21 protein-coding genes are annotated in these 19,735 nt (G+C 42.0%); 14 read left to right on the top strand and 7 right to left on the bottom strand.

The annotated features are described in order from the left end of the window. Nucleotides 1-133 precede the first annotated feature (133 nt). From phoU to OQE68_RS10015, 4 genes are all read left to right on the top strand, one after another. Nucleotides 134-856 (top strand): phosphate signaling complex protein PhoU, encoded by a 723-nt coding sequence (gene phoU, locus OQE68_RS10030; protein WP_180566431.1) that lies wholly within the window; start codon nucleotides 134-136, stop codon nucleotides 854-856. 210 nt (nucleotides 857-1,066) lie between these two features. Continuing rightward, on the top strand, nucleotides 1,067-2,131 hold the full coding sequence (locus OQE68_RS10025) for an ABC transporter substrate-binding protein (RefSeq protein ID WP_180566430.1): 1,065 nt from the start codon (nucleotides 1,067-1,069) through the stop codon (nucleotides 2,129-2,131). Nucleotides 2,132-2,359: 228 nt separating this feature from the next. Then, nucleotides 2,360-4,801: an EAL domain-containing protein gene (locus tag OQE68_RS10020; protein WP_180566429.1), complete on the top strand. Its 2,442-nt coding sequence runs from the start codon at nucleotides 2,360-2,362 to the stop codon at nucleotides 4,799-4,801. Between the two features lie 107 nt (nucleotides 4,802-4,908). Continuing rightward, nucleotides 4,909-5,826, top strand: a complete 918-nt coding sequence (locus OQE68_RS10015) for a response regulator (RefSeq protein WP_180566428.1) — start codon at nucleotides 4,909-4,911, stop codon at nucleotides 5,824-5,826. 275 nt (nucleotides 5,827-6,101) lie between these two features. Here OQE68_RS10015 and phoR read toward each other — a convergent pair whose 3' ends face one another. The 4 genes from phoR to OQE68_RS09995 all read right to left on the bottom strand — a co-directional run bounded on the left by phoR (nucleotide 6,102) and on the right by OQE68_RS09995 (nucleotide 9,796). Next, nucleotides 6,102-7,427, bottom strand: coding sequence for a phosphate regulon sensor histidine kinase PhoR (gene phoR, locus OQE68_RS10010; protein WP_180566427.1), 1,326 nt, complete (start codon nucleotides 7,425-7,427; stop codon nucleotides 6,102-6,104). A gap of 2 nt (nucleotides 7,428-7,429) precedes the next feature. Next, on the bottom strand, nucleotides 7,430-8,119 hold the full coding sequence (phoB, locus tag OQE68_RS10005) for a phosphate regulon transcriptional regulator PhoB (protein ID WP_180566672.1): 690 nt from the start codon (nucleotides 8,117-8,119) through the stop codon (nucleotides 7,430-7,432). Between the two features lie 210 nt (nucleotides 8,120-8,329). Beyond that, on the bottom strand, nucleotides 8,330-9,205 hold the full coding sequence (gene ubiA, locus OQE68_RS10000) for a 4-hydroxybenzoate octaprenyltransferase (RefSeq protein ID WP_180566426.1): 876 nt from the start codon (nucleotides 9,203-9,205) through the stop codon (nucleotides 8,330-8,332). A gap of 27 nt (nucleotides 9,206-9,232) precedes the next feature. Continuing rightward, nucleotides 9,233-9,796, bottom strand: a complete 564-nt coding sequence (locus OQE68_RS09995; protein WP_180566425.1) for a chorismate--pyruvate lyase family protein — start codon at nucleotides 9,794-9,796, stop codon at nucleotides 9,233-9,235. Nucleotides 9,797-9,931: 135 nt separating this feature from the next. On the opposite strand from OQE68_RS09995, the gene OQE68_RS09990 reads away from it, so the two are divergent. From OQE68_RS09990 to OQE68_RS09975, 4 genes are all read left to right on the top strand, one after another. Next, nucleotides 9,932-10,099, top strand: coding sequence for a rubredoxin (locus tag OQE68_RS09990; protein WP_180566424.1), 168 nt, complete (start codon nucleotides 9,932-9,934; stop codon nucleotides 10,097-10,099). Between the two features lie 526 nt (nucleotides 10,100-10,625). Next, complete coding sequence (locus OQE68_RS09985) at nucleotides 10,626-10,901, top strand: HU family DNA-binding protein (RefSeq protein WP_180566423.1); 276 nt, start codon at nucleotides 10,626-10,628, stop codon at nucleotides 10,899-10,901. A 37-nt stretch (nucleotides 10,902-10,938) separates the two neighbouring features. After that, nucleotides 10,939-11,322: an SCP2 sterol-binding domain-containing protein gene (locus OQE68_RS09980; RefSeq protein ID WP_180566422.1), complete on the top strand. Its 384-nt coding sequence runs from the start codon at nucleotides 10,939-10,941 to the stop codon at nucleotides 11,320-11,322. Between the two features lie 109 nt (nucleotides 11,323-11,431). Further along, nucleotides 11,432-11,947, top strand: a complete 516-nt coding sequence (locus tag OQE68_RS09975) for a hypothetical protein (protein WP_180566421.1) — start codon at nucleotides 11,432-11,434, stop codon at nucleotides 11,945-11,947. An 11-nt stretch (nucleotides 11,948-11,958) separates the two neighbouring features. On the opposite strand, the gene OQE68_RS09970 is transcribed toward OQE68_RS09975, so the two are convergent. Continuing rightward, nucleotides 11,959-13,341 (bottom strand): HDOD domain-containing protein, encoded by a 1,383-nt coding sequence (locus tag OQE68_RS09970; RefSeq protein WP_180566420.1) that lies wholly within the window; start codon nucleotides 13,339-13,341, stop codon nucleotides 11,959-11,961. A 138-nt stretch (nucleotides 13,342-13,479) separates the two neighbouring features. Here OQE68_RS09970 and OQE68_RS09965 point away from each other — a divergent pair, with 138 nt between their 5' ends. The 5 genes from OQE68_RS09965 (at nucleotide 13,480) to nadS (ending at nucleotide 15,045) form a co-directional block, all read left to right on the top strand. Further along, nucleotides 13,480-13,671, top strand: coding sequence for a type II toxin-antitoxin system VapB family antitoxin (locus OQE68_RS09965; RefSeq protein WP_180566419.1), 192 nt, complete (start codon nucleotides 13,480-13,482; stop codon nucleotides 13,669-13,671). Continuing rightward, nucleotides 13,671-14,075, top strand: a complete 405-nt coding sequence (vapC, locus tag OQE68_RS09960) for a type II toxin-antitoxin system VapC family toxin (protein ID WP_180566418.1) — start codon at nucleotides 13,671-13,673, stop codon at nucleotides 14,073-14,075. The genes OQE68_RS09965 and vapC overlap by 1 nt, the downstream gene beginning before the upstream one ends. A 185-nt stretch (nucleotides 14,076-14,260) precedes the next feature. Next, complete coding sequence (locus OQE68_RS09955; protein ID WP_180566417.1) at nucleotides 14,261-14,518, top strand: hypothetical protein; 258 nt, start codon at nucleotides 14,261-14,263, stop codon at nucleotides 14,516-14,518. 51 nt (nucleotides 14,519-14,569) lie between these two features. Then, the gene (locus OQE68_RS09950) at nucleotides 14,570-14,761 is read left to right on the top strand and encodes a hypothetical protein (protein WP_180566416.1); all 192 of its coding nucleotides are present in this window, start codon (nucleotides 14,570-14,572) and stop codon (nucleotides 14,759-14,761) included. Further along, a complete protein-coding gene (gene nadS, locus OQE68_RS09945; protein ID WP_180566415.1) occupies nucleotides 14,761-15,045 on the top strand; it encodes a NadS family protein in 285 nt (94 codons plus the stop codon). The genes OQE68_RS09950 and nadS overlap by 1 nt, the downstream gene beginning before the upstream one ends. Nucleotides 15,046-15,053: 8 nt before the next feature. Here the strand turns inward: nadS and OQE68_RS09940 are convergent, their stop codons facing one another. After that, nucleotides 15,054-15,266 (bottom strand): FitA-like ribbon-helix-helix domain-containing protein, encoded by a 213-nt coding sequence (locus tag OQE68_RS09940; RefSeq protein ID WP_180566414.1) that lies wholly within the window; start codon nucleotides 15,264-15,266, stop codon nucleotides 15,054-15,056. Nucleotides 15,267-16,158: 892 nt separating this feature from the next. Between OQE68_RS09940 and OQE68_RS09930 the strand changes: the two genes are divergently transcribed. Further along, nucleotides 16,159-16,623: a pilin gene (locus tag OQE68_RS09930; RefSeq protein ID WP_180566413.1), complete on the top strand. Its 465-nt coding sequence runs from the start codon at nucleotides 16,159-16,161 to the stop codon at nucleotides 16,621-16,623. A gap of 118 nt (nucleotides 16,624-16,741) precedes the next feature. Here the strand turns inward: OQE68_RS09930 and OQE68_RS09925 are convergent, their stop codons facing one another. Then, nucleotides 16,742-19,474 carry a calcium-binding protein gene (locus OQE68_RS09925; RefSeq protein WP_266195595.1) on the bottom strand — a complete coding sequence of 911 codons (2,733 nt, stop codon included), beginning with the start codon at nucleotides 19,472-19,474 and terminating at the stop codon, nucleotides 16,742-16,744. Between the last annotated feature and the right edge of the window lie 261 nt (nucleotides 19,475-19,735).

The raw sequence follows: 19,735 nt of genomic DNA, 5'->3' as shown, positions 1-19,735 counted from the left end.
GCTATTATTAAAGTAAGCTGTGTAATGGTAAAGTAAACTTACCAAGCTGACATACCATAAGTATTCATAAGTATCGCCTAGGCTGTTTAACGAGCCTGGATGCTACTGAACCACAACAAGGTTGCAAGCAGTAATGGACATCAATTCAGACGCGCACACTCAACATATTTCCCAGCAATTTAATGCCGAACTTGAAGAAGTAAGAAATAGCTTGCTGGCAATGGGAGGCTCCGTTGAAAAGCAAGTAAGTGATGCAATTAGAGCGCTTATTGATGCGGATAGTGAGCTAGGCAAACAAGTGCGTAAAAATGATGACCAAATCAATGCAATGGAACTCTCCATTGATGAAGAGTGTGCACGTATTTTAGCGAGAAGACAGCCAGCAGCTAGTGATTTACGGCTAGTTATAGCCTGTTCAAAAATGTCGACGGACTTAGAACGTATTGGTGATGAAGCAGCTAAAATTGCTGGCCATGCGATTGAGCTAACCGAGGAAGGTGAAGCGCCAAAAGGGTATATTGAAACCCGTCATATTGGTGCCCGGGTACGCCGTATGGTACAAGAATCACTAACCGCTTTTGCCCGCTTTGATACCGAAATGGCTTTGAGAGTGGCGCAAGAAGATAAATCTGTTGATTTAGAGTACCAAAGTGCCATGCGAGAGTTGGTTACTTTTATGATGGAAGACCCAAGAAGTATTACCAGGGTATTAAATATTATGTGGGTACTAAGGTCTTTAGAGCGTATAGGCGACCATGCTAGAAATATAGCCGAGCATGTTATTTATTTAGTCAAAGGGACGGATGTTCGGCATATTGGTTTAAAGCGGATGAAAGAAGAAGTAATGGAAAAGTAGTTTTTCTTCATTTCACTCTTTCTCTCAGAGGATGTTGCAGAAGTACTCTAAGCTAAGCCCCTTCTAAAGTAAATATACCCTCACCCCAGCCCTCGCCTAGAGGGAGAGGGGGCTAAAGCGACATCCTACTTTGAATGAAGCTCTCCCCCTTTAAATAAAATACTAATAAAACCTGCTACTTAACTTATTGAAAGCTATTATTAACACATAATGCGATTCAATATATTCTGCCTAATCATTATTTTGCTTGGTTGTAACTATGGTATTTTAGCTCGTGCTGCAGTCAGTAACACAGTTAAAACAGAGCAGACTGAGTTGAGTGTTCTTATTCGTTATAATTATCTATCTCCTGCTGTATATAAGCGGTTTGAGCAAGAATATAATGTAAAAATTAAGTTGGTATATTATAACAGTGATGATGATAGGAATTTGTTATTGCTGGAGAGTGATGGGCGAGGGGTCGATATTGTTTGTGTTGACTCAACAACAGCAACAGCTTATATCGCAAGTGGCTGGATAACTCCGCTTACCCGTTTTCAGTTAAAAAATACTCAACATATTGATGGTCGCTGGTTAACACAGCATAATTTGCTAGAAAAATTTGCAGTTCCCTATTTTTGGAAGGTATTAGGAATCGCTTTTCATAATGAAAGGTTAAAAGAGCCTATTAGGCATTGGGATAATATTATTAATCCAACCCCTTCGCTTTATAGTAAAATTTTAATGCCACCTACGGCTCATGAAACGGTGGCAATTACTTTGCTTAGTTTAGGATATTCAGCTAATAGTACCAGTATCAATGCTTTACAAAAAGCAGAATTAACGTTAACCAAACAACGGCCGTTTGTGTTATGGACGAGTGATATTCGTTTTCCTGCTACAGGTGCTATCAACGAAAACTTATGGGTAAGTGCGGTTTATAATGGAGAAGCCTATGCGTTAATGCGTAGTGGTATGCCTATAGATTTTACTATACCAGCTGAAGGTTCAGTGATGATATTAGATTATTTAGCAGTGGCTGAGGAATCTGAACAAAAACAACTAGCAGCTAAATTTATCGACTTTCTAAATGAGCCACATAATGCGGCAGAAAATGCTCACTATGTAGCGTACTCCAGCCCAAATGCTGCCGCGAAAACATTGCTTCCAGAGTCCATGCAACGGAGCCCATGGCTATATCCATCTCTTCAAGTAATGAACAAGCTTGAGTTATTATTGCCGTTGCCAAGCACTGCAACAAAGAAAATCAGTCAGATTTATTTCCATTTACAATAAACGGGCTTTTTAACAGAACACCTGCATACCTTCAAAACAGCATCTTGATTGCGAATTTACCAGAAGGCTTGGAGCTGTAAACAATTATTAGAGGTGTCCTATGTCTAAAAATGATATGTTCTGCTGAAGTATTCGGGCTAATATACTGAATATAATGTTTTTTAATAGTTATTTTAGTAAATAGTACCTGTCAGTATGAAGTTAAGGGCGAAAATAATTCTGTTGCTGATGCCCACGGTAGTTTTACCCGTTCTACTGCTGGGCTTTTTAGCTTATAAAGAAATAAAGCGGCTTTATGAGCATCAAACCCTCGATCAAATGACCCTCAAGATTAAAGAGGTAAAAACTCAGGTTAATCATTTGCAACGAGTAAGTATCGGCAATATCAGTTTATTAGCTTCCACCAATTTACTAAAGCGGTATTTTCAGTTGGATGAAAATAAGCGTTATCAATTGCTTTACCGCCCGTTATTACAAGTTTTTCAAAATTATCAAAATACATACTCAGATCATTTTGAAATTCGTCTGCTGTTGCCAGATGGTTATGAGGATGTGCGATCTACCTGGGAGCCAGTGGCTAACCAAACTGACCAGGAGGGAGGGGAGCCTTGGTTTCGTCGCTTAAAGGAGAGTGATCAGGAAACCCAGGCATTTTTCATGCTCCACCCAGATACTGAAAGCCTGACATTATTAGTGTCTAAAGCGGTACGGTTAGCTGACCAATCGATGGATCCCTTATTTGCAGAAGCTAAATTACGTGGCTATTTAGTCATCTCAGTAGATACCAGCGAACTCTTGCAATATTTGCAGCAGGCGCGGATTGGCAACAATGGCTATATGTTTTTGGTTGATAGCCAGGGACAAACGTTATTTAGCCCAAAATCAGATAAAATAACAATGGATAAAGCGTTATTCAGTCGACTGAATAATCAGGTTAATGAAACCCTGAAAGCACCATTTAATAATAATGAGTCTTACCTGTCGTTAGTTCCACTGGCGGAAAACTTAAGTCTTGTAGCTGTCTGGCCAGAGGCTGATGTTCATGTGATTACTGAGCGAGTTGAAGTCGTGGTGGCAGTAATTACTTTTGGCACTATGTTGGTGGGTGGCTTTTTACTGTATTGGATTTTAAATTCATTAATTGTTAACCCCATTGTCTATCTCAAACAAGCGGCTTTAGATATTGCTGAAGGCAATATGAAAGTGGCCATTGATACCAGGCAGTCAGATGAAATTGGTGATTTAGCCAAAGCTTTCAATGATATGCGTGATAGTTTGCGAGAGACAGGTGTTGCGCTACATAAAATTGCTTATCAGGATAGCCTTACTGGGCTTTCCAATCGCAACATGTTTATTGAATCGTTAAATAGAGCCATAGCCCACTGTAAGCGGCAAAAGCTTTGTTTTGCATTACTCTTTATTGACTTAGATGGGTTTAAGGTGGTTAACGACACCTTAGGGCATGATGCGGGAGATGAGCTGCTAAAAACTTTTGCTAATCGACTACGGCTTTGTTTACGTACAGAAGATTTAATTTCTCGCAATATTGCAGACTTTTCTGATAGCACCATTGAGCCTGATGAAGGAGTTTCTCGACTGGGTGGAGATGAATTTACCATTTTGCTTAATGGGGTAGCCAAAGGAGAAGATGCTAGCCTGGTTGCAGAACGGATTCTGGAGGCTCTATCTCACCCATTTATATTAAAAGGCCAGCGTTATCACTTAGGGGCAAGCATTGGTATAACGGTTTATCCTGATGATGGTGAAGAAGCTGGGGAGCTATTAAAGCACGCAGATACAGCGATGTATCACGCTAAAAATGTGGGTAAAAACACTTATCAGTTTTACCATAACGCAATGACAACCAAGGCAATGGAGCGCCATGAACTATTAACCGACTTACGTAAAGCCATTGAGCAAGGGCAAATGGTGCTCCACTATCAACCACAGCTAGAACTCAAAACAGGTGAGCTAATTGGTTGTGAAGCACTGGTTCGTTGGGAGCACCCAGAAAAAGGTTTGATTCCCCCTTTCCACTTTATTCCATTAGCTGAGGAATCTGGGCTAATTGTGCCGTTAGGTGAGTGGGTGTTAGAAGAAGCTTGCCGCCAAGCAAGGGAGTGGCAGTTAGCAGGCTTTAAGCCGCTTAAAGTGGCAGTAAATGTATCAAATATACAATTTAATCGGATGGACATATGCCAACTAGTAACGAACAAGTTGTTGTTAACAGAACTAGAAGCTAAATACCTGTCAATTGAGTTAACTGAAACCAGCATTATGCAGTCTGGTGATGTGTCCTTTGAGATGCTGCAGGCTATTAAGGGCCAAGGAGTAGGGATAGCCATGGATGATTTTGGTACGGGTTATTCATCGCTAGGCGCACTAAAAAAACTACCTATTGATAACCTGAAAGTAGATAAAAGCTTTATTGATGAAATTCCTGAGAACAGTGAAAGTAAGGTGATTTTTAAGGCGATTGTTGCAATGACCAAACAGTTTGGTATTAGCCTAACGGCAGAGGGAGTAGAGACAAGCGAACAGTGTGACTTTCTACAAATTCATGGTTGTGACTTTATTCAGGGGTATTTGCTGAGCAAACCACTCCCGCCTAAAGAAATGGAACAATTTTTGGCTAAACATAGTGAGCCTATGTTGATTAAGTCTGGCTAAGATTTTTAATTATAGACAGGCCATTTCATTCAATGGTCATTGACTATTTAGTCTATATTCTCATTAGACAAGCTTTTTGGGTGTAGCCCAAAGGGGCTGGCATAACGATGAAAAAAGTAAAGCTATTAGTTGTTGATGACGCATCCTTTATCAGGGACCTGGTAAAAAAAGCAGTGAAAGACCGCTTTCCTCACTTTATTTTTGAAGAAGCGATTAATGGCAAAAAAGCCATGTCCATGCTAGAGAAAAGCGAATACGACTTGGTGTTGTGTGACTGGGAAATGCCAGAGTTAAGTGGGCTGGAGTTGTTGCAGTGGATGCGTAATGAGTATCAGTACAATAAAACGCCTTTTATTATGGTGACCAGTCGGGGCGATAAAGAAAATGTTGTCCAAGCGATTCAAGCGGGTGTGAGTGAGTACATTGGTAAACCATTCTCTAATGACCAGCTGGTGAAAAAAGTCATTAAAGTACTATCCAAGCGACTACCCCGTGATGTGCTAGAAGGGAAAGCCACCAAAAGTGCCCTTGAGAGCAGTGTTTCCCAAGGCTCAATATCTGCACTCGGCGCTAAAGCAGTTGGAGGGGCACCAGCTAAGGCACCTCCTCAAAAAGCCGCTCCTGCTCAATCAGGCTCTGTTGCAGCTTTAACTGGAGGTACATCAGCAGCAGCTAAGCCTCAGGCAGGTAAAAAACCAACAAAAGGCCCTGCACAGTTACGAGTGCACGATAAAACCATCCCTTGTGAAATTCAGGATATTAGCTTAAAAGAAGCAAAAGTCATTGCTAGCCGTGAGCATGGTATTCCCCAGTTACTGGATACGGCGGTTATTGATTTGCAGCAAAATGATAGTGCAGGTGATGTAGCCAGAATCAACTGTCTGATTCATACGCTGCAGGCACCTGAAAAAAATATCAATGCAGGCAATATTGTCATTTCAGTGGTCTTTGTGGATGAAGACCCACAGAAATTTGATTATTTATCGAAGTTTATTGCTTCAGGGTCTGGAAAAAAATACTGGTGATATACTCTTCGCGAATGATTTTTATACCCCTAGGGCACAAGGGCTTTGTTACCGTCGTTAAGCACCAAGGATGGTGTGAATGCAGTTTATGCAGGAGCAATAAACTGTCTTCACCCCAGTCATTTAGTTTATCTAAACTCCTGGGGCTTCATCGCTCGGTGGCCTCGCCTAAATAATCCTTCGCTTTGAGTATATACCACTTTATTTTTACACCTAAAAGTGATTCATCCCTTCGCTTTGGGTATTATTGTTTATTACGAATTTCTTTTAGGGGATTATTCCACTAGCTCTGGGCTGTTTTCGCTAGCGATTATTGTGGGAGGGAAGTGACAAATAAAACAGCTGCCCTTACCGAGTTCACTTTGTATTTCTAAGTGAGCGTTATGTCTGATCAGTACATGCTTCACAATAGCCAGGCCAAGCCCTGTACCACCAGTGTTAATTGAGCGACTAGGGTCTGCTCGATAAAACCGCTCGGTGAGACGTGGGATATGCTTGGGATCAATACCAATTCCATCATCCATCACCGAAAGGTGCCCGCCATCCTCATCTTCCCACCAATGTACATTAATTTGCCCAGCAGCAGGTGTGTATTTAACGCTATTAAAGATTAGGTTCGAGATAGCACTATGCAGCTCGCGGTCATGTCCTAACAGTGTTGCACCTTCTGGACAAACCAATTGGATATGATGGCAACGGTCACCACTGAGCGCCTTGGCATCACTAATGATGTTTGACAAGATCTTCTGTAAGTAAATTGGCTTTAAGTCAGCCTGTCGATCGCTGGTTTCTAGACGTGATAACAGGAGTAAGTCACTGACCAGATTTTCCATTCGATCTGACTGCTGCTGCATTTGCTGCAAAGCACGTATCCAGCGTTCAGGTAAAATATCAGCGTTATCCAGCAAGGTTTCCAGATAACCTCTGATCACTGTGAGAGGGGTTCTTAGCTCGTGGGACACATTTGCTACAAAGTCTTTTCGCATTTGCTCCAGATTATGCAGCCGGGTAATGTCCCGTACTAACAACAAGCGATCATTGCGACCAAACAGCGTAATATTGAATTGTAAGATGAGCTGGTCATTGATGGGGGAGGGAACTTCCAGCGCTTCTTGGTACTCTTTTCTGTCGAAATACCTGGAGAATGCTGGCTCTCTGATCAGGTTTGTGATTAGCTGCCCTTGATCTACAGGGCTCTTAAAACCGAGCATGGTTTCAGCAGCTTGGTTCCACCACTCCAGGTTGCCCTGATTATCAACCATAATCACAGCATCATTCAGTGCTGCAGTAGACTCTTGAACACGGTCAATCACTGCTTGTAGCCGGGCACGCGCTTTTTGGTCGCGGCGCTGCAGCCGGTAGATAGCATCAAAAATATCTCCCCAGATACCACGACTTTCTGGTGGCTCTAGGTGATTGTGCTCACTCTCTTGAAGCCAATGGCTGAGGCGAAAAACCTGTAACAATGTCCAGCTAAGGTATCCAGCTAAGACAATTGCTAAAACCCAGGCTACTTCTCCGATAGCTACTCCAAACAACACACTGACTATTACAGTGATAGCGAGTCGCTGAATAATTTCGCCTTGCCAGTTAACTTTCACCGCTAAGCCTTAGTTGAGAACCTATAGCCAGTGCCCCTAACAGTCTGAATAAAGCGGTCATGGCCGGTGCCTAATGCTTTACGCAGCCGCCTGATATGGACATCAACGGTACGCTCTTCAACGTACACATTGCCGCCCCACACTTGGTCCAATAACTGGCCTCGGGTATAGGCTCGCTCTTGATGTGTCATAAAGAACTGCAACAGACGGTACTCAGTAGGTCCCATTTCAGTCGGCTTACCGTTAATACTTACCCGGTGACTGATTGGGTCCAGCTCAAGTCCTTCAACCCTGATGGGCTCTTGAGGTTCGTGAGCGCCAGAACGTCTCAATACTGCTTTCAAACGGGCAACCAGTTCTCTGGGGGAGAATGGTTTGGTGATGTAGTCATCTGCTCCCACTTCCAGGCCCTGAATTTTATTATCTTCTTCACCTTTGGCGGTTAACATGATGATGGGAATATTGGCCGTAATTTCATCACGGCGGAGCCGTCTAGCCAATTCAATCCCACTGGTTCCTGGTAGCATCCAATCAAGCAAAATCAGATCGGGTTTCTTGTCGATCATGATGCTATGAGCATCTTGCGTGTTATCTGCTTCCAGACATTCGTAGCCAGCCATTTCGAGTGCGACTGCAATCATTTCTCGGATGGGGGCCTCATCGTCCACTATGAGTATTTTTTTGCCAACCATTTTCAAGCCTTCTCTCGCTTTCAAGTTGTCAGCAGAGCATTACACAGTCTTTATGTTACATTTGAATGACATTCGTGTGGCTCTGCCCTGAAAGTGTTTCCAATCCATGAGTTTTATGACTGTGGCTCAATACCACAGTGAGAAGTTTTCCTAGTGATTACCTGCTATTAATTCCTCCTTCCTGAGGAAGAGGGAGCTAATAAGGTAAAACTAAGAAACAGCACTATCACAAACTATTCCAACAAAGACAAACATGCCTGCCCAGTGATTGTTTAAAAATGCTTTAAAGCATTGGGACCGGTCACGATCTTTGATTAAGTACTGCTGATAGATAAACAGCCCAGCCATTAAACCGATGCCAATAAAGAACAGCCAACCACGCTGAAATAAATAGCCTACCCCTGATAACAAAGCTAGAGTAATTATTTGTAATAAGCCAATCATAAGTTTATCAGCTTTCCCAAATAAAATAGCAGTAGATTTGACGCCTATTTTTAAATCATCGTCTCTATCTACCATGGCATAAGCCGTATCGTAGGCTACTGTCCATGCTAAATTAGCCCAGAAAAGTAACCAGATAGCGTGGTTTAGCTCTCCAGTTTGAGCAGTATAGGCCATAGGAATCGACCAGGAAAAAGCAGCCCCTAATACAATTTGTGGAAAATGAGTGTAGCGCTTCATAAAGGGGTAACTAATGGCTAAAGCCAAGGCACCAAAGCTTAGTAAAATCGTCAGCTGATTGGTAAATAGCACCAGTATCAGCGCAATAATACAAAGGGCTACAAAGCAACCCATTGCTTCCTTCAGCGTCATCGCACCAGTAACCAGTGGCCGATTTTGGGTTCGCTTAACATGACCATCAAAGTGACGATCAGCAATATCGTTAATTACACAACCTGCGCTGCGCATCACTGTGACACCTAAGCAAAAAATAATAATCAGGTGCCAATCTGGCAGGCCATCAGCAGCTAGCCATAAACTCCAAAGGGTTGGCCAAAGCAGCAAGTAAATACCAATGGGGCGGTTTAAGCGGGTGATACTCAGAAATGCATTGAGTTTGTTAGAAGAGCTACTGGTTAGTTCCATCCTGTTAGTCACTATCAATAAGCATTGTTATGTTAGTTGCTGTAATGAAAAAATCGTAGGTAAAAATAGTTCGCTTACAGCTAGTTGCCGCTGGTTAATGATAAATACAGATTGCCTGCCCCAACAGTCTTGATTAATAGTTGAGTGCGTTATTGTTGAGGGTATGGGTAATGTTTGCAATTGCTCATGACTAAAGTGAGCGTACTGAAAGTTAGGGTTACGTTTGCTACTGGCATGAGTAAACAATAGTTTACCGAGTGGCTCTGTATCGAGGCTGAGCAGTGGCCGGCAGCTTAGTAAACCAGTAAATGCGGGTATCACGGTGCGTGCATAGATCACTGGCTGCTGGCAGGCACAAAGAATCACTTCACGAACAAATGCTGACTGCTGTTTTGGAATACCCAACAACTTTTGTTCAGAAAGAAGAGCAGGTTGCCACTGTTGGCTGATCAACTTGACTGACAGGGATTGAAAGGTATCCTGCAAGCGTTGTGAGAGAGAGCCCGTGAATGTCAGCCAGTCATGCCAGGGTGTAGGTATGTTAAGATGAGGCTGCCACTGAGCAGTTTCAAAGATAGATAGTGCGCTCACAATGAAGTTTTTACTTAATACTGATTAGTTGTCTGGCGCGCAGAATGCGATATCTTGCTATCAGTTGCAAGTTTTGAGTAAAGGTAAGTGAACTATAACTGATTAGCCCTTATTGGTGAGTGAGGAGCCTGATACATGAAAAAATGGCAATGTGTAGTTTGTGGATTTATTTATGATGAGGCAGCAGGCTGGCCCGAAGAAGGAATAGCGCCAGGCACCCGCTGGGAAGATGTACCAGAAGACTGGTTATGTCCAGATTGTGGTGTGAGTAAGCTGGATTTTGAAATGATTGCAATTGGCTAGTGTTTGCTCGCCAATGGTTGGGTGTCATTGTGAGCTAAATGTAATCAAACGCTTCCGTTTTTACGATATGAAATAAATTATAAAATAGCCGACTTATTTGAAAAAATTTGCTAGGGTGAACGTTTGTTTAAACTTCATTGATCTAAAGTTATCAGGAATTGAAGAAAACAAGCAATAAAGTAAGTGATTACTAGAAATATGGTTTAAAAAAATATAAGTATAAGGCGCATAGAGATTTAATAAGTACGCAATAAATAAGAAATAAAAACAATTGATGTGAAAAACAATTGGTGTATAAGTAAAACACCTTTCTGACTGATCAGACATATTAAAAGGCAGTTGCAGGCTATTATTGCGCAACTAATTCTGATAATCAGTAAGCCTAATTAAGTAACAGTCTGTTCTAGGACTTGCTTCCATTTGTCTGAAATAGTACTTAGCAGTAATTTTTATACAAATAGCAGCAGGCCTAAACTTGTACTTTTCTTCAACGTGCACTGAATAACTATTGAGTTAGGGGGGAACCATGCGCAAACCAGATCTTGTTGCCGCAATAGCTGATAAAGCAGATTTAACTAAAGAGCAGGCAGGCCAGGTATTAACATCCATTCTTGATGAAATTACCCACGCCCTTAATCGACAAGATAAAGTAACACTTATTGGGTTTGGTACGTTTGAACAACGTCACCGTGGAGCTAGAACAGGAAAAAACCCACAAACAGGTGAAACCATAGAAATTAAGGCCAGTAATACGGTTGCATTTAAACCAGGTAAAGCGTTTAAGGATGTAGTTAACGGGTAACTAGTCTGGATGGTCTGAACCAGCCACAGGAGCGGCTATGAAATTTAGGTTTCTGCTCTGGATGATGGGGTTTTTAATGGCGAGAGCCAGTAAAAAAGAACAAAAAATGCGAGAAAAAATAGCTGATAAACAGCTTAGTTTTCAAATTAAAACCCGTGATGGTCATGTTGCCAGGCATTTTATTGTAAGTAATGGCTTAATTAAGAGTCATGCTGGAGAGTGCGAAACACCAGCCTTTACCCTGGAGTTTGCTGATCCCAATACAGGTTTTACTACATTTACTGCTGCAAATGCCCAAGAGGCATTTATGAAGGCAATTCAAAAACAGACCTTGAGAATTACTGGCGATACCAAAGAAGTGATGTGGTTCCAAGGGTTAACGAAATACTGGATGCCTAAGGGTAAAAAGAAGCAGTCCTAAGTGTCTAGGAAGTAAGAATTTCAGGCTAAGCTGTGACAGGCTCAGCGGGTAATGCTGGCCTGTTGTTTTAAGATGAAGTCAAATTAGCGGTTGGTATTTTTACGACACGATGACTTCATTGCCAAAACTCATCATAGCCTTGTTGTTGGTGGCTTGTATCAGCTTGGTCAGCTTTCCCTACTTGATGTATTGGTATGGTTTGCTGCAGTTGCCTGAGCTCCCGAAGCCCGTCACAAAATCTCTATCTGCAGCAGCTAAGGCAAGTGTTTGGCGACACTATAATGGCAAAGGGCAAGCCCATGTTAAGCCTTTTGGCCCCTACGATTATTTAGAAATTTTAACCTGTATTGCTAATATCCCCAGCACTGATGAAAAGCCTGCTGTTATTTCTGGTTGTTATCAGCAGTTTTCAGGGTTTGAGCATGTTATGAGCTTGGTTGAACAGTCGATGGGAAAGCCTTTGCAGAAAAATGCAAAAGCCAGGGCTTCCAAGTCAAGTCAAGTGAAAGGGCAAGAATGGCTTAAATTCAACGATATCAGACAAATTATAATGTTTTCTTCCCAAGCAATTTGGATTAGCCAAAACTGGACCACTGACCAAATTCTGGCTGCTTTAAAAAAATAGACCTACAAAGGCTAGCCTAGAGAGTTAAAAGACTTATACAGGTTTTCAACGGCTTCGCTTTTCTCAATTAAGCTACTGATAGCCTCTTCAGCTTCACCTGGCGTTAACGACAGGGTTTCGTACATATTCTCAGGTATTGGCTCATCCATCCCCTCACCAATCCCATGCTTGCACAATAGTTGTGAGGCAATATAAAGCAAGTAGGCATATTCAGCATGTTGAGAAACATATTCAATATCGTTCTGATAGCGAATAGCCTTAGCCACTTCATCAGGCATGTCCCATATCTGCATCAACCAGCCACCAATTTGATCTCGCGAAACTCCTAGTACATGGCGTTCAATATCCACATAGCTGACATGAGGGTTGGCTTCACGATACCGATTAATCAGCTCTAAATGTGGCGGAAATACAAAGGACAGCACCAAGTACCCAAAGTTATGTAACAACCCAGCTAAGTAAGCTAACCCTAGTTCTGGCCGCTGTTTGGGAGGAATTTTTCGAACCATAGCCTCAACCCCCAATGAACAGTAAGCGGCTTGTTTCCAATAGGGGGTGAACCCTTCTGGCTCATTTTTGGGAGGGGTTAAGGTTTTACCGAGTGATAGGCCAATAGCCAGATTTATGACCAAGTCAAAGCCAAGTACTCTAATCACGGCATCTTCAATCGAGCGAATTTTTCCAGGGGCCGCATAATAGGGAGATGCTGCCCAGCTGACTACCTGTGCTGCTAAGCTTGGGTCTTTTTCCACCACTTCAATTAAATGGCGGATATCAGCATTAGGATCTACCCGCAGCTGAATAATTTTCTGTGCGGTTTCTGGCAAGGGCGGAATCTCAATAGTTTGCTCTAACCGTTGTTTAATTCTTAGGGAAGTGAAGTTTTCAACCGCGTTGGTTATATCCTGTATATCATCCTCAGCATTAGAGTTGCGCTGATGGACTTCACTGAGTGGTAACGTAATGTCCAAATAGGTTGCAGTGCCGGTGATGCGCTTGAACTCATCATTTTTAACCCGGATATATTGATGCTGGATGCCTGAGTCAATATAAATAGTTTCGTTTTTTAGCAAGCTGTTTTCTACTAGAGTTGGTAAGCCGGTTAGTTGGGGAATAGCGGGTAATGCTTGCAGGCCATGATTGCTGTAAAGCTTTTGCATATTTCGATAAGAAGTAGCTACCAGCTTACGCCCTAGCTTTTCATTCATCTTTTCCAGATCAATCATATGGTCACGAGGACAGATAATCTGCAGCTGACCAGCATCATCTTCTAATACAACAGAAACAGCAGTAGCACTTTTGGGAGGATGCTCATGGTTATCACTAACACTGGAAAGCCGGTAACGGATTTGCTCGTTATCCAAGATTTGCTGCACCTGTTGCGGAATAGCCATGTTTGATCCTCTTGCTAGGTAGTGATCTCCAGTAACATAAGTGTAGACGGGTATAAGGCTCAGGTTATGGGGAGTTTACTTGCGGCAGCTGCGATGTGTATAATTTAAAATATTTATACACATGAAAGGGTTGTAAACATGAGAACAAATATCAATATTGATGATGAATTAATGAGTGAAGCTTTAAGGCTGACGGGGTTGACAACCAAGAAAGATGCTGTTGAAGCTGGTCTTAGGATGCTGGTTAAGCTTAAAAAGCAGGAAAAGATTAAACAGTTTCGTGGCAAGCTAGCATGGGAAGGAGACCTTGATGAGATGAGAGCAAACTAGTGGTTCTTGTTGATACAAGTGTTTGGATTGATTATTTTAATGGAAAAGAGACTGCTCATACAGATAGACTAGATAGCCTGTTATCAACAGATATAGTGGTAATAGGCGACTTAATTCTTGCTGAAATACTTCAAGGCTTTCGTGAGGATAAGAGCTTCAAAAAAGCTAAAGAGCTGTTAACAACACTTGATGTTTGTTCTATTTGTAGCCCAGAACTAGCAATTAAAAGTGCTCAAAACTATCGAGTTTTAAGAAAAAAAGGCATTACTGTCAGAAAAACAATTGACTGTATCATTGCAACTTACTGTATCGAAAACAGCATACCTCTACTTTATTCAGATAAAGATTTTGAAGGTTTTAAATCCCATTTAAAGCTAAAGCCAGCTATACAGCTGCCCAACTAAAACTCTCCTTATTGACATATAGCCAAAGTGAATGGCTTTTAGAGAAGGCCGTCGAGAGCTGGGGTCCATGAGTTTATGGTTTATAAATGATTGGAGCTAAGCGCGAAGACAACAAACCCTAAAAGTCATTCGGAAAGGCTATATGCTAAACTTAAAGAAGTTGCGCCGCTAAGGAGGTAGTCGCGATGATGCTGAAAACACTGGCCACAATGATCTTGCTATTTGGCGCATTGGCACTATTCCAAGGAGCATCATGGGGGCTACCGATCATTTTAGTCTCTCTGGTTATATTTCAAACCGCAGGCGAAATAGGCGATAAATTCAATAATCTACCCAAATACAACCTGGCCAAGCTAAAAGGCGCCTGGGTGCAACAGCCCACTACTAAATCAAGCCCCAAACGGCAGAAAAGAAGAGCAGCCAAGCCTGTCCATGCGCATTGAATGTAAATTTGGTTCCCTTTAATTAGCAGCAGGATGCTTAGTCTGTGTCATATGCAGACGATTGTTGAGCTACCAGAATTCCAGCGTAGAGCTTCTAGCTTACTAAGTGATAATGAGAAAGTTAGTGTTATCAATTATTTAGCTAGTCATCCTGCAGCTGGAGATATTATGAGTGGCACAGGTGGTATTCGAAAGCTTAGCGAAGCTGACAGACCTGTAGCTAAAAACATATGGAGATTGTAATGAGTGATATATTTGAAAGTATTAAACAAGGCTTAGAAGAGGCTATTGAGTTTTCTCAAGGCAACCCCCAAAAAGCTGTTGTACATGAGTTTACGTCAGTTGATGTAAAAAGAATTCGTGCTGATATTGGTATGAGCCAGGCAGAATTTGCCACAGCTTTTGGTATTAGTGTGAGCACATTACGCCACTGGGAGCGAGGAGATAGAAAACCTCAAGGTCCGGCATTAGTTTTATTGAACGTAGTGGCTAAAGAACCGCAAGCCGTATTAAGAGCATTATCTTAAAGCAACTATCAGTTGATACGCTCAAAATCTTCATCCTTCCTAATATTTGGCATGGAATCCAAAAACTCAATAAAACACTTTTTTTGAGGCTCAGCTGGTTTTAGTGCTGCTTCTAAAATTCTTCGGTGCTCAATTTCTGGACTAGTGCCGTTTTGCTCTGCTAAGTTACCGAGAGCTCCTACTATTTCTTCATCAACATCGTGAATCACTAAACTACTCATAAATCACCTCCTGTGTACTTCAAGTCTGATGATAGTAACAACCTTAGACTAATTGGTTAATTATTACTAACAAAAACCGCTCAGCTGCTAAAAACAAGTTAAAAAATAACCGAGAATACGCCGAGATGAGTGTTTGATAACCAAATAGGATGGATTCTGCCGTATTTTTATACAACAAAAAATGTACAGCTTAAGTAGAATGAATGCCAGCTAGTTCATATTTGCTTTAAGAAATGCTTCAACAAATTGCAAAGCGTGAGTTAATTAATGCATAATAATTGGCACGTGTTGTATAAATGATAGGCAGTTGTAGGACAGGTCGACACTATCCTTTTGTCGGAAAATAATTGTGCTAGAAAACTGTGAACTATTCTACATTTTCTGTCGTATATTTCAACATGTATGGTATTGAATAGGTTAAATAAGTATTAGGTGATCAAAAATAAAGCAAAATTAACACAAGCTGATGGGCTAACAGGTTTTTGTTTATATCTTTAACTGGTTAAAGGCTATACAAATTAAGTTTCCCCTTTTTTATGGAGGAGCTTGAGTGTAGTACTGTGCTGGTCCCTTCTCCCACTTGGGGGAGAAGGAATTTGTTGTAAGCAGCATGCGAAATCATCAACCACAAAAGATGTACAAAACACACCGTTAATCTTGCTAAAAAATAATCACCACAAAAATGGCTTATTAACTATAGCCAAAGTGTAGGGTTTTTAGAGGCGGCGCCAAGTGATAAAGCCTAGGAGCCTATAAAAATAGGTGACTAGGGTGAAGAGTGCAGGTAACAAACTCTAAAAAGCATTCACAAAGGCTATATTCAATCCGTTGTAGTGCATAAATGCACTTATAAAAAAGATGTTGGTTGTTTATTAAACGGAGTGAGACTCAAATGAAAAAACAGCAAAGTGGTTTTACGCTGATTGAATTAATGATTGTAGTAGCGATTATTGGTATTTTGTCTGCAGTTGCTATTCCTGCTTACCAAGACTATACGGTTAGAGCAAAAGTAACAGAAGGTCTTTCAGTTGCTCATGCTTTAAAATTAGGGGTTTCAGAAGCATTCAATGATAATGGATTAGCAGCAATTGCAACATATAAAGGTGAGGTTACAACTAATAAAGCAAATATTTTAACAGACAAAGTCACTGACATTGCTATTGGTGATGCAGGGGATATAACTATAACTCTTGGTGGTATTGCAAAGCTTGCTTCAAATAATGTAATCGTATTGAAGCCAACTATTAATGATGGAGTTCTTACTGATACAGTTTCAGCAGGTACTATAGAATGGAACTGTAAGGCCGCTGCGGGTACAACAGTCGAATCACGTTATCTTCCTGGTGCTTGTAAGTAAAAATACTAGAGGACAAACAAGATAAGACTTGTCAATTAAAAAGCATAATTTAAATTTTCAATGATTGATTAGTTTTATTTTTACTTTAGAGCTCCCCTGGCAAGGGGAGCTTATTTAATCAGCTATTTAAGCTAGGGGCTACCATTGTTATAACCGAAGGTCTGTTTTCCAAAGTTACCTCTAAACTTCCATCATTACTTCCAGCAAACCCTGCCATAGCATGTATTAGTTCATCAACTTGACTAGCACTAACTACTCCATCACTGGTTTTAATTTGATCTAACTGGTTACTTTCTCCTCCAAACCAGTTTTCAACACTAACTTGATCAGAACCGTCTTTTACATTAATAACTAAAGTGTTGTCTTTGCGGGAAAAGCTAAGTTCATCTTTAGCAATATTGGACAATACTAATTGATCAAACTCTTCAGGATTATACTGGTTGTTAACAATGGTATCTTTTCCATCGCCTTTACCAAAAATATAAGTATCGTTGCCTTCTCCACCATTTAGTGTGTCATTGCCAGTGCCACCGACTAAAACATCATTGCCTTGGCCGCCTTCTAGGAAATCATTCCCAGCCATGCCATACAGCTTGTCATCCCCTTCATGGCCATTGAGGGTGTCATCGCCTTCGTGACCGGTGAGCACATCGCGGTACGGGGTACCAGAGCCATGACTACGGGTTTCATAACGCTGACGCATGTCTTCATAGCTCAGCTGCTCATCACCAATTTGGAAAACTTGGATCGCATCGTGGTTAAAGCTGATGGAATCACTGGAGTTACCAAAGTGAAGGGTGTCTTGGTCATCAAACCAAGCGCCTTTGGCGATCAATTTCGGGTCAAGGACTAGCGTGTTGATATTGGCCTCTTCACCGGGATAAGGTGCGCTCGCGAGACTGCCGCTATCATCAATTCGGTCATGACCATCGCCTTCACTAAAGTAGTAAGTGTCGCTGCCCGCACCGCCATTGAGGTGATCATTGCCAGCACCACCGACTAAAACATCATTGCCTTGGCCGCCTTCTAGGAAATCATTCCCAGCCATGCCATACAGCTTGTCATCCCCTTCATGGCCATTGAGGGTGTCATCGCCTTCGTGACCGGTGAGCACATCGCGGTACGGGGTACCAGAGCCATGACTACGGGTTTCATAACGTTGACGCATGTCTTCATAGCTCAACTGCTCATCACCAATTTGGAAAACTTGGATCGCATCGTGGTTAAAGCTGATGGAATCACTGGAGTTACCAAAGTGAAGGGTGTCTTGCTCATCAAACCAAGCGCCTTTGGCGATCAATTTCGGGTCAAGGACTAGCGTGTTGATATTGGCTTCTTCACCGGGATAAGGTGCGCTCGCGAGACTGCTGCTATCATCAATTCGGTCATGGCCATCGCCTTCACTAAAGTAGTAAGTGTCGCTGCCATCACCGCCATTGAGGTGATCATTGCCAGCACCACCGACTAAAACATCATTGCCTTGGCCGCCTTCTAGGAAATCATTCCCAGCCATGCCATACAGCTTGTCATCCCCTTCATGGCCATTGAGGGTGTCATCGCCTTCGTGACCGGTGAGCACATCACGGTACGGGGTACCAGAGCCATGACTACGGGTTTCATAACGCTGACGCATGTCTTCATAGCTCAGCTGCGCATCACCAATTTGGAAAACTTGGATCGCATCGTGGTTAAAGCTGATGGAATCACTGGAGTTACCAAAGTGAAGGGTGTCTTGCTCATCAAACCAAGCGCCTTTGGCGATCAATTTCGGGTCAAGGACTAGCGTGTTGATATTGGCTTCTTCACCGGGATAAGGTGCGCTCGCGAGACTGCTGCTATCATCAATTCGGTCATGGCCATCGCCTTCACTAAAGTAGTAAGTGTCGCTGCCATCACCGCCATTGAGGTGATCATTGCCAGCACCACCGACTAAAACATCATTGCCTTGGCCGCCTTCTAGGAAATCATTCCCAGCCATGCCATACAGCTTGTCATCCCCTTCATGGCCATTGAGGGTGTCATCGCCTTCGTGACCGGTGAGCACATCGCGGTACGGGGTACCAGAGCCATGGCTGCGGGTTTCATAACGCTGACGCATGTCTTCATAGCTCAGCTGTTCCTCACCAATTTGGAAGACCTGAATGCTGTCTCTATCTAACGTAATGGCATCGCCAGTATTACCAAAGTGGATGGTTAACTCAGGCCCGCCTTGGTTTTGTTCCAGCCAAATATCTTCAGCTAGCAAACGCTTATCAATAACCAGCGTATTGGTATCTTGGTTTTCGCTAGACATGCTAGAACTAGATGGTGTGTGATCAACTATGGTGTCGTGACCATTTCCTTTTCGGAAAATATAGGTATCACTGCCTTCGCCACCATCTAAGCGGTCATTACCTGAGCCACCAGATAATAGGTCGTTGCCTTGCTCGCCTCTTAGTTCATCATCACCAGAGCCACCATATAACTTATCAGCGCCTTCACCACCTTGTAATGTATCATTACCACGAGAGCCGTATAGTTTATCGCTGGCTACTGTGCCAACTAGGATGTCATTATCACGAGTGCCACGGTATTTAATTTCGTAGCCTGTTAAAAACTCTTCAAACTCCATTTCATTGCCGTTGGCAAAAACAAATAAGGTTTCTGGCATTAAGCCTTCAAAACCATGAATTGCAAGAGAGTCTTGAGTACCTTTTAGTTTTATAAATAACGTATCGCCTTTTCTTTCAAGCTTTAAATCGCTTTCGCTAATGTCTTCTGCAAAGACAATTTCTTCTTGTCCTTGGAAAACAACTTCGCCACTACCACGGTTAAATTCGAGGGTTGAATCAAATTCGTTAAAACTGTCCATCTACTTCTTCCTGAATTCATTTGTTGAACGACTAATAATGTATAGTGTTCCAAAAAAAATCAAGAGATGTTTGTAGGTGAAATGTGTTTGACGAAAAATATGATTAAAAATGGTGAATGATGGCAGATTGTGTTATCAGATTAGTAAATGAAAAGCATTAATATACAATGCTAGCAGTATTATACAGCGATACTATTTACTTAAAATTAACGATAAAAATAGTGGAGTTGCTATTGGTTGGCTTGGTTTAACTAGTTGTGA

The sequence above is a fragment of the Spartinivicinus marinus genome, from assembly GCF_026309355.1.
GTDB lineage: Bacteria > Pseudomonadota > Gammaproteobacteria > Pseudomonadales > Zooshikellaceae > Spartinivicinus > Spartinivicinus marinus.
The sequence above is the reverse complement of the archived record's forward strand: the minus strand, read 5'-3'. Positions and strand labels throughout refer to the sequence as shown.